At 65.7% G+C, this 9,841-nt stretch carries 6 protein-coding genes and 2 tRNA genes; 2 read left to right on the top strand and 6 right to left on the bottom strand.

Annotation, left to right across the window (positions count from 1 at the left end):
* Nucleotides 1-70: 70 nt before the first annotated feature.
* The gene (locus E0E05_RS07200) at nucleotides 71-670 is read right to left on the bottom strand and encodes an invasion associated locus B family protein (RefSeq protein ID WP_158629296.1); all 600 of its coding nucleotides are present in this window, start codon (nucleotides 668-670) and stop codon (nucleotides 71-73) included.
* Nucleotides 671-702: 32 nt separating this feature from the next.
* On the bottom strand, nucleotides 703-2,409 hold the full coding sequence (locus tag E0E05_RS07195) for a POTRA domain-containing protein (RefSeq protein WP_158629295.1): 1,707 nt from the start codon (nucleotides 2,407-2,409) through the stop codon (nucleotides 703-705).
* Nucleotides 2,410-2,728: 319 nt separating this feature from the next.
* Between E0E05_RS07195 and E0E05_RS07190 the strand changes: the two genes are divergently transcribed.
* A complete protein-coding gene (locus E0E05_RS07190; protein ID WP_131616097.1) occupies nucleotides 2,729-4,459 on the top strand; it encodes a bifunctional helix-turn-helix transcriptional regulator/alpha/beta hydrolase in 1,731 nt (576 codons plus the stop codon).
* A gap of 78 nt (nucleotides 4,460-4,537) precedes the next feature.
* On the opposite strand, the gene E0E05_RS07185 is transcribed toward E0E05_RS07190, so the two are convergent.
* Nucleotides 4,538-4,614: transfer RNA gene (locus E0E05_RS07185), tRNA-Asp, on the bottom strand.
* Between the two features lie 196 nt (nucleotides 4,615-4,810).
* Between E0E05_RS07185 and E0E05_RS07180 the strand changes: the two genes are divergently transcribed.
* Nucleotides 4,811-4,886, top strand: a tRNA-Val gene (locus tag E0E05_RS07180).
* A 384-nt stretch (nucleotides 4,887-5,270) separates the two neighbouring features.
* Here E0E05_RS07180 and E0E05_RS07175 read toward each other — a convergent pair.
* From E0E05_RS07175 to clpX, 3 genes are all read right to left on the bottom strand, one after another.
* Nucleotides 5,271-5,546 (bottom strand): HU family DNA-binding protein, encoded by a 276-nt coding sequence (locus E0E05_RS07175; RefSeq protein ID WP_131616096.1) that lies wholly within the window; start codon nucleotides 5,544-5,546, stop codon nucleotides 5,271-5,273.
* 227 nt (nucleotides 5,547-5,773) lie between these two features.
* On the bottom strand, nucleotides 5,774-8,200 hold the full coding sequence (lon, locus tag E0E05_RS07170; protein WP_131616095.1) for an endopeptidase La: 2,427 nt from the start codon (nucleotides 8,198-8,200) through the stop codon (nucleotides 5,774-5,776).
* 289 nt (nucleotides 8,201-8,489) lie between these two features.
* Nucleotides 8,490-9,773 carry an ATP-dependent Clp protease ATP-binding subunit ClpX gene (gene clpX, locus E0E05_RS07165; RefSeq protein ID WP_131616094.1) on the bottom strand — a complete coding sequence of 428 codons (1,284 nt, stop codon included), beginning with the start codon at nucleotides 9,771-9,773 and terminating at the stop codon, nucleotides 8,490-8,492.
* Nucleotides 9,774-9,841 lie beyond the last annotated feature (68 nt).

Here is a 9,841-nt window from a genome sequence, read left to right as displayed (position 1 = left end):
CGATGGGAGGCGGTTTTACCCCAGTTGAGGTATCGCCCGACCGGCTGTCGGGAAGCGCCCGCGCGCCGGGTCACTGGTCGGTTTGAGCGTCCGAGGCGTCCGTGTCGTCATCCTCTGCGCCCGCATCGGCGTCGGCATTGCCGGTGGCGCGGGCAAGCGCGGCGAGACCATCGGCAAGGCCGGTCAGATCGACGCGGAAGACCAGAGGGTCGGCGCCGAAACGCGGCCGGTAGCCGGCGATCGCGCCGTCGGCCGCCGACAGCGCCTCGATCTGCTCGGCATCGAGCGGGATCAGCGCTTCGCACAGATCGGTGGCGCAGGACTGCCAGGCCAGTTCCAGCACGTCCTCGCTCTCCTGATCCGGCCGGATCGAAAAGCCCGACGGGAAATGCACCCCAAGCGGCACGCGCGCGGCGAGGAAGGCGCCGGGTTCGCCGGCATTGTCGAAGGCGAGGAACTCGGCGAGGAAGACGCGGTCGGCGCTGCGCACCAGGCGCTGGTTGAGCACGCAGACCGTCTCGTTGACGGCCAGCGCCTCGCAATTGACTGTCCACGCGCCGAACCGTTCGCCATTGACGACGCGATCCTGCGTCTGGTCCTGCGCGTGGGCGAAGCCGGCTGCGGCCATCGCGACGATCGCCGCGCCGGTCGTGACAAGTGCGCGTCTCATGAAGCCATCTCCCGTCATCTCGCTCGAAACCGCTAGAACCGCAGCGCCACGCGTCCGTCCACGCGCACCGCATCGTCCGCGTCAAAACCGTTCGCATCGACGAGCGGCTTGGACACGAACACCTCGCCTGTACCCCAATTGGCGATCTGCACCGCCACGCCGGCGCCGACCGAGGCCAGCGGATCCTGGGCGAGCGGGCTGCCGGCCACCTGATCGAACGCCTGGCCGAAATCGGCAAACGCGAACGGCCGCACGGCGACGTCGGTCTCCTCGCCAAGCGGCAACTCCGCTTCCACCTGGGACCTGATCCAGTAGTAGCCGTCTCCGGCCGAAAGGCCCGTCGTGTAGCCGCGCACGATCTCGGGCGAAGCGATCGTGGTGCGGTAGGCCGAGGGCGCGCGATCGCCGAATGCGGCCTGCCAGCCGCCGCGCACCGACAGCGCGACCCGGTCGACGGGGCGCACGATCACCGTGCCGCTGCCGGCCAGATAGGTCGTATCCAGACCGGTCTGCGCGAAGACACGGTCGTCCCATATGACGTGGCGCACGAGTTGGTCGTAGGTAACGAGAAAGCCCGGCTGTTCGTAGACGATGGTCACGCCAGCCTGCACGCCGCCGCCGATCTGGTCGTTGATGCGCACGCCGGCCAGCAGGCTCTCGTCGAAGAAGCCGAGCGCCGACGCGCGACCGAGAATTCGCAGTTGCGGTTCGGTCAGGAACGCATGGTTGACGCCGATCTCGCCATTGATCGAGTGGGCGAGCACGCGCGTGGCACCCAGCGTCGTCGAACGTTCGCCGTCCAGCGAGGTGAAGATGCGGGTGCCCAGCGCATTGATCGGCCGGGCATAGGCGCCGCCGAGGGCCTGCGACCCCTCGGAGATGGTGAACGTCAGGCTCAGCGGATCGAGCACGCCGGTCAGGGAGGCGTCGGTGAAGCCGAAGCGAGCCCGGTACTGCCCGGTCGCCGGATTGCCGTAGGTGTCCGCGCTGGCGGTGAAGACGTATTTCTGCGGCTCGGCGAAATCGACGACCAGATTGGTCTGTCCGCGCTCGGCGCCGGGCACGAAACGGGCATCGGCGATGATGCCGTCGGTCACCGAAAAGCGCTGCAGGTTGGCCTGGATGACGCGGTTGTCGGCGAGATCGCCAGGCGCGACGCCGATGCGGCTGCGGTAGTATTCGTCACGCGCGAGCCGACCGTTGGGCTCGACCGCGCCGATGCGCGCTTCCAGCAGCTCGATGACAATGAGACCGGCGGTCGGGTCGACCCGGTCGATCAGCGCCTGGGCAAGGGCGATGCCCTGGGCATCGTAGAGCGCGTTGAAGCGCGCGGCCACCGTGGCGAGATCGGCGATCGCGATGCGCGTTCCGACCAGTTCGCTGACCACCGCGTCGATTTCCGACGCCAGAAGATAGCCCGACGGGGAGACCTCGATCGTGCGGATCACGAAAGGCGGCGGCGGCGGTGGCGGTGCGGCGAGACGCGCGCGCCGCCGGGGTTCGGTCCTTGGCTGCGGCGTCCGCACCTCGGCTTCGGTGTCGGCAGCGGTTGCCCCGGCGCCGCCATTGACATCGACCGGTTCGATCGTGGGCGCCTCGCGCAACTCGTCGACGAGTTCGAGCGCCGGGATTTCCGGCTCCTGCTCGGCATCCTCGATCTCGGTCTCGACCGCCTCGCCGGGAACGAGTTCGATCGGCTGCGCCACGGCGCCGACCGGAACCGCAACAAGCAGGGCCATGGCCGCGACAACCACCAGCGCCCGACGCATCTGGTCACGAAGATCGGCTTCGGGCGCAGGCCCGGGCGGGCACTCGTTCAATGACCATTCCCCTCAGATGGACGTTGCCACCGGTCACGAATCAACTTTCGCGTCGCGAATCGCTTCATCGCAACCTTACTGTGCCGGCCGGGTGTGACAAGTTCATCGGACGAATGGCAGCCCTTGGTGGCGCCAGGCGTCGCCGCCACGCAGGTTGCGGACCCGCAAGGGCGACGTTTTACACCAGATGGTGTATGGATAAGCTCGCGCGGCGGGCGTAACGGCGACGACACTGGTCATGTCAGACAAGAACACACCACAGATCGCACCGGAACCGGAGCTGCTCGAGGCGGTCTACCGCACGGCGGTGACGCCGGACAGCTACGACACGCTGATGGCGCGCTGGCAGCAGCACATCGAAAAGGCGGTCGAGGAGCTTGGCGCCGAACGGGAGCGGGAGCCCGAGGGCGACGACCTGATCGAGGTCGGCGGGGCGATGCCGCATTTCGAGACCTCCTTCCAGATTCTGGAAGCGCTGGGGCGCGAGCGGGAGCATCCGGGCGGATCGCAGGTGTTCGCCACCGGCAAGCCGAAGTTCATGCTCGATCCGGAAGGCCGCGTCGTCTGGTTCAACGGGATCGCCGCGCGCGATCTGAAGGTCGCCAAGGGCATGGCGGTCTCGGCCCTGCCGGTCGGCGCACAGGGCGCGCAACTGATCGAGAACGCGCTTTCCGAACTGACCGATCCGCAACTGGAGCCGCGGCCGTTCATCGTCGCCTTCGAAAGCGGCACGATGGAGCGCAGCATCCACATGCTGGTCACCGTGATGGGCGACCAGCCGAAGAACCGCACACTGATGTTCGATCAGGCGGATGTGCGGTGGACGGACCAGGCCGGCAAGGTGATCAGCGATGCGTTCGGCCTGTCGGCATCGGAGGCCGAGATCACCGGCATGCTCGTCGAGGGCCGCGATCTCAACGACATCGCCGAGATCCGGGGCCGGACGGTCGCCACGGTGCGGACCCAGCTCAAGTCGATCCTCAAGAAGACGCACACGCACTCGCAGAACGAGTTGCTGCGGCTCTGCACGGTGCTGTCGGCGCACATGCCGGCCAATGTGAACCGCCGCCGCATCGGCGCGGAGGTCGTTCGCTTTCACGTTCTGCCGTGCGGCCGTTCCATCCCCTATCACACGTTCGGACCGGAGGACGGCAAGCCGGTCGTTTTCCTGCACGGCATGCTCGACGGCGTGCAGGTGACCGACCAGATCCAGGCCCTGCTCAACGAGCACGGGCTCAGGCTGATCGGGCCCGAGCGGCCCTTCTTCGGGTCGGCCGAAGGGCCGCACGTGCCGACCAAGCATGCGATGACCGCGTTCGCCGACGACCTGCACGACATGATCGAAACGCTCGGCCTCGACCGTTTCGTCGTCGTCGGCCACATGGCCGGCGCGGTCCCGGCGCATGCGCTTGCCGGACGGTTCGGTGATCGGGTGGCGGCGATCGTCGCGGTCGCCGGGGGGCTGCCGATCGTCAGCGCCGACCAGTTCAAGGTGATGTCGCCGCGCCAGCGCATGGTCGCCTACACCGCCCGCTACACGCCGAGCGCGCTGCCCTTCCTCCTGCGCGCCGGCATCCGGCAGCTCGATCATGGCGGCGCCAAGAAATTCATGGATGCGCTGTACGTCGCCTCGCAGCCCGACCAGCAGGCCTGCGCGCGCGGCGAGATTTTCAACATCGTCTCGGGCGGGTATCGGTATGCGATCGCGCAGGGCCACCGCGCCTTCGAGATCGACAGCTACCATGTGGTGCGCGACTGGTCCCACCTGATCGACGGGACCGACAGGCCGATCCATCTGATTCATGGCGCGCACGATCCGGTGGTGCGCATCGAGACGGTCCGGGCCTTCGCCCGCCGCTATCACAGTCGCGCGGTGCTGCACGAGCACCCCGAGGCGGGACAACTGGTCTATTACGCCGAACCCGACTTCGTGCTGCCGATCATAGCCGGCCTCTTCGACGAGGACTGAGCGCCCAAGCCGCCCGTACCCGCCGAGATGCGACAGGTCCGCAGACGACTTGCCAATGTATTGAAAACCTACAGCAAATGGCGCGAGTGACGGGGCTCGAACCCGCGACCTCCGGCGTGACAGGCCGGCACTCTAACCAACTGAGCTACACCCGCATTTGCTGGGCGCCGGGCGCGCCGGCGTTCCGGTCACTTAAGTGGAACCCATGATGGTGTCAAGCGGTGCGAACGCCGATTCCGGCGGGCGCGCGCGCGGCCCGCAAGGGGCACGCGCTGGCCGTCTCGATGGCCGCATCAAAGCCGCTTGCAAGCAGACAGGTTGGCGACTAGACGGAGGGCGGTCGGTCGACCAGGGCGATTAGCTCAGCTGGTAGAGCGCTTCGTTTACACCGAAGATGTCGGGAGTTCGAGTCTCTCATCGCCCACCAATGACCTCAAGCACTTAGCTGATCACCGCGAAACGCGTGGCAGGTTCGGTGAACCTGTGGACGACGCGCTTGTCCCCCGAAATCGCCCGCCGGGGGACACCTGCGCAGGCCAAGTGTGGCGACGGCGTTGCGCCTTCTCACTGGCGGTGAGTTCAACGCCATGCCTGCGATGCAGAAGACGCAGGCACGATCCCCGCATTTCCACTCAAGCCGCCGCCGTCGGTTCCGGAGCCGGGTTGTTGCGGCCGTTCGGTGTGACTGGCGATCATGCCCCGCCAGAGCCCACGCTGCCGATTTTCGCCCTGGTCGAAGTGGAAGCGGCCCGAAACGCATGGGCCGTCTCCGTTCCTGTCGGGAGCGGCGAACGCCGCCCCGGCATGCAGGTCAGCCGTTCACGGCGTCCTTGAGTGCCTTGCCGGCGGAGAATTTCGGCACGCGCTTGGCCGGAATGTCCACGGCCGCGCCGGTCATCGGATTGCGGCCGGTCGTGGCGGCGCGCTGCTGGACGACGAAATTGCCGAAGCCGAGCACGCGCACATCGCCGCCGGACTTCAATGTTTCGGTGATCGTCGCAAAGACGGCGTCGACAGCCGATGCCGCATCGCCCTTGCCCAGGCCAGCCTTTTCGGCGACCGCTGCGGCCAGTTCATTCTTGTTCATGGGTTTACTCCCCTCAGTCGGAATTGTCCGGCACCGGCGCGAATCGGCGGTCGGTGCACAGTGGGGCGACACTAGCGGGAATTGGGGCGATTCCTAAGCCCTTAGGCGTCAAACGATCGGTAAACGACAGAATTCAACATGAAATCACGCCATTAAAGGCAACCAGACACGAAAAAGGCGCCGTCGAAACGGCGCCTTGATCAATATTGGCGATGTGCGGCCACCGTTCAGTGGGCGACGCTTGGGACCTGTTCGCTGGACGAAGCGATCGCCGCAGCCATCTTCTCGTCCTCTTCGGTCCACTCGATCGGCTCGGGCTGCCGGTCGAGGGCATGCTCGAGCACTTCGCCGATATGGCTGACCGGAACGATGTCCAGCGCGCTCTTGACGTTGTCGGGGATGTCGGCGAGGTCCTTGGCGTTGTCCTGCGGGATCAGCACCTTCTTGATGCCGCCCCGGACCGCCGCCAGAAGCTTCTCCTTCAATCCGCCGATCGGCAGCACGCGGCCGCGCAGCGTGATCTCGCCGGTCATGGCCACTTCCTTGCGGACCGGAATGCCGGTCAGCACGGAGACGATGGCCGTCGCCATGGCGATACCCGCCGAGGGACCGTCCTTGGGCGTCGCACCCTCGGGCACGTGCACGTGGATGTCGCGCTTGTCGAACACCGGCGGCTCGATGCCGAAGTCGATCGCCCGGGCACGCACGTAGGACGCGGCAGCCGAGATCGACTCCTTCATGACGTCCTTGAGGTTGCCCGTGACCGTCATCTTGCCCTTGCCGGGCATCATGACGCCCTCGATCGTCAGCAATTCGCCACCGACCTCGGTCCAGGCAAGCCCGGTGACCACGCCGACCTGGTCTTCCTGGTCGATCTCGCCGAAGCGGAACTTCGGCACGCCCAGATAGTCGGCCAGATTGTCCTCGGTCACCTTCACCGTCTTGACGTCGGAGCGAAGGATCTCGGTGACGACCTTGCGGCCGAGCTTCATCAGCTCGCGCTCGAGGTTCCGGACGCCGGCCTCACGCGTGTAGAGCCGGATGATCTGCCGGATCGCGCCTTCGGTGACCTCGAACTCGCCGGGCTGGAGCGCATTGTCGCGAACCGCCTTGGGCATCAGGTGCCGGTTCAGGATCTCGACCTTCTCGTCCTCGGTGTAGCCGGCGATGCGGATGATCTCCATCCGGTCCATCAGCGGCGCGGGGATGTTGAGCGTGTTGGCCGTGGTGATGAACATAACGTTCGACAGGTCGTACTCCACCTCCAGATAGTGGTCCATGAAGGTGTTGTTCTGTTCCGGATCGAGCACCTCGAGCAGCGCCGAGGACGGATCACCGCGGAAGTCCATGCCCATCTTGTCGATCTCGTCGAGCAGGAAGAGCGGGTTGGACTTCTTGGCCTTCTTCATCGACTGGATGATCTTGCCGGGCATCGAGCCGATATAGGTACGCCGGTGGCCGCGGATTTCGGCCTCGTCGCGAACGCCGCCGAGCGCCATGCGGACATATTCGCGTCCGGTGGCCTTGGCGATCGACTTGGCGAGCGAGGTCTTGCCGACGCCGGGCGGGCCGACGAGGCACAGGATCGGGCCTTTCAGCTTCTTCTGGCGCTTCTGCACGGCCAGATATTCGACGATCCGCTCCTTGACCTTCTCGAGGCCGTAATGGTCGGCGTCGAGCACCTCTTCGGCGAGGTCCAGGTCGTACTTGACCTTCGACTTCCTGTTCCACGGAATGGACAGCATCCAGTCGAGATAGTTGCGCACGACGGTGGCCTCGGCCGACATCGGGCTCATCTGCTTGAGCTTCTTGAACTCGGCCTCGGTCTTTTCGCGCGCTTCCTTGGAGAGCTTGGTCTTGGCGATGCGCTCTTCGAGCTCGGCCAGTTCGCCCTGGCCGTCCTCGCCGTCGCCCAGCTCCTTCTGGATCGCCTTCATCTGCTCGTTCAGATAATATTCGCGCTGCGTCTTCTCCATCTGGCGCTTGACACGGCTGCGGATGCGCTTTTCGACCTGCAGGACCGAAATCTCGGCCTCCATGTGGCCGAGCGCCTTCTCCAGCCGCTCCTTGACGGGCAGCGTCTCGAGCAGCGCCTGCTTGTCGCCGATCTTGACGGCGAGATGCGAGGCGACTGTGTCGGCCAGCTTGGAATGATCATCGATCTGCGCGACCGCGCTGACGACGTCGGGCGAAATCTTCTTGTTGAGCTTCACATAGTCTTCGAACTGGGCGACCACCGAGCGTGCGAGCGCGGCGACCTCGATCTCGTCCTCGGCCGGCATCTCGACGGGGCTGGCATAGGCCTCAAGATAGTCCGTGCGGTCTGTGAAGCGGTCGATCGCGACGCGCTCGACGCCCTCGACGAGCACCTTGACCGTGTTGTCGGGCAGCTTGAGGAGCTGCAGCACGTTGGCGAGCGTGCCGGTCGCGTAGATCGCGTCGGTCGACGGGTCGTCGTCGGCAGCGTCCTTCTGAGTCGCCAGCAGGATCTGGCGGTCGTTCTCCATCACTTCCTCGAGAGCGCGGATCGATTTGTCGCGTCCCACGAAAAGCGGCACGATCATGTGCGGGAAGACAACGATGTCGCGCAACGGCAGCACGGCAAAGAGCCCGTCCTGTCCGCCCGCTGTCGTTTCCTGGATTGCATCTGTCATGCGTTACGTCCTTTCAAGGCCTTTCGGCCGCTTGCGGCTTGGCGCCGATTGGCCGCCGTACCGAAGTCCCGGCGGCACTGGATACGCACGTGGCGTCCACCGTTAACTGGAGCCGGAAGGCCGGCATTTCAACCGGAGCGCCGCATCGGGACCATCATCGCGCCATCGGCAGATTCGCGCAATCGCGACGAAGGGTGCCGCGATACGCCGGCAACGCCAATTCACGGAAGTTTCGCACGCGACGGCCGCCGGTCGTCGGACCGCCGGCCGCAAGGAAGGTCGACTGGCCTCAGGCGCTCTCGGCGGCCTGGGCCTCTTCGTCCTTGTCCGAATAGATGTAGAGCGGACGGGCGCCGCCCGTGACCACCTCGTCGGAAATGACGACTTCGCGGACGCCCTCGAGCGCCGGCAGTTCGAACATGGTGTCCAGCAGGATCGTCTCCATGATCGAGCGCAGTCCGCGCGCGCCGGTCTTGCGTTCGATCGCCTTGCGGGCGATCGCGCGCAGCGCGTCCTCATGGAACGTCAGTTCGACATTCTCCATCTCGAACAGGCGCTGGTACTGCTTGACGAGCGCGTTCTTGGGCGCGGTCAGGATCGAGACGAGCGCGTCCTCGTCGAGGTCCTCGAGGGTGGCGAGCACCGGCAGGCGGCCGACGAATTCCGGGATCAGGCCGAAACGCAGCAGGTCCTCGGGCTCGACCTTGCGGAACAACTCGCCCGCCTTGCGCTCGTCGGCGGCCTCAACGGAGGCCGCAAAACCGATCGAGGTGTTGCTGCCGCGCTCGGAGATGATCCGGTCGAGGCCGGCAAACGCGCCACCCGAAATGAACAGGATGTTGGCCGTGTCGACCTGCAGGAACTCCTGCTGCGGGTGCTTGCGTCCGCCCTGCGGCGGCACCGAGGCCACCGTGCCTTCCATGATCTTCAGGAGCGCCTGCTGGACGCCCTCGCCCGACACGTCGCGGGTGATGGACGGGTTGTCCGACTTGCGCGAAATCTTGTCGATCTCGTCGATGTAGACGATGCCACGCTGGGCGCGCTCGACATTATAGTCGGACGCCTGCAGCAGCTTCAGGATGATGTTCTCGACATCCTCGCCGACATAGCCCGCCTCGGTGAGCGTCGTCGCGTCGGCCATGGTGAACGGCACGTCGATGATGCGCGCAAGCGTCTGGGCGAGCAGCGTCTTGCCGCAGCCGGTCGGGCCGATCAGCAGGATGTTGGACTTGGCCAGTTCCACGTCCTCGTTCTTTTCGGCGTGGGCCAGGCGCTTGTAGTGGTTGTGCACGGCGACAGACAGGATGCGCTTGGCGCGTTCCTGGCCGATCACATAGTCGTCGAGGACACCCAGGATCTCCTGCGGCGTCGGCACGCCCTCCTTCGACTTGGAGATCGACGACTTGTTTTCCTCGCGGATGATGTCCATGCACAGTTCGACGCATTCATCGCAGATGAACACGGTCGGTCCGGCGATCAGCTTGCGGACCTCGTGCTGGCTCTTGCCGCAGAATGAGCAATAGAGCGTGTTCTTGGCGTCGCCGCCGCCTCCGCTCGATGAAACCTTGCTCATGATCAATCCTTTCCTGCGCCGGATTGCGGCCGGTCCCTGCCCGGCACGTCCGGCGTTTTCGCGGTCAT

This window comes from Roseitalea porphyridii, assembly GCF_004331955.1.
Lineage (GTDB): Bacteria > Pseudomonadota > Alphaproteobacteria > Rhizobiales > Rhizobiaceae > Roseitalea > Roseitalea porphyridii.
Note: the sequence above shows the minus strand (reverse complement) of the source record. Positions and strands in the feature narration are given on the sequence as shown.

Excerpts from the sequence above, each read along its gene's own strand:
- E0E05_RS07195 (WP_158629295.1), bottom strand. The coding sequence starts at position 2,409 with ATGGCCCTGCTTGTTGCGGTTCCGGTCGGCGCCGTGGCGCAGCCGATC.
- lon (WP_131616095.1), bottom strand. The coding sequence starts at position 8,200 with ATGACAGATGCAATCCAGGAAACGACAGCGGGCGGACAGGACGGGCTC.
- clpX (WP_131616094.1), bottom strand. The coding sequence starts at position 9,773 with ATGAGCAAGGTTTCATCGAGCGGAGGCGGCGGCGACGCCAAGAACACG.
- E0E05_RS07190 (WP_131616097.1), top strand. The coding sequence starts at position 2,729 with ATGTCAGACAAGAACACACCACAGATCGCACCGGAACCGGAGCTGCTC.
- E0E05_RS07175 (WP_131616096.1), bottom strand. The coding sequence starts at position 5,546 with ATGAACAAGAATGAACTGGCCGCAGCGGTCGCCGAAAAGGCTGGCCTG.
- E0E05_RS07200 (WP_158629296.1), bottom strand. The coding sequence starts at position 670 with ATGAGACGCGCACTTGTCACGACCGGCGCGGCGATCGTCGCGATGGCC.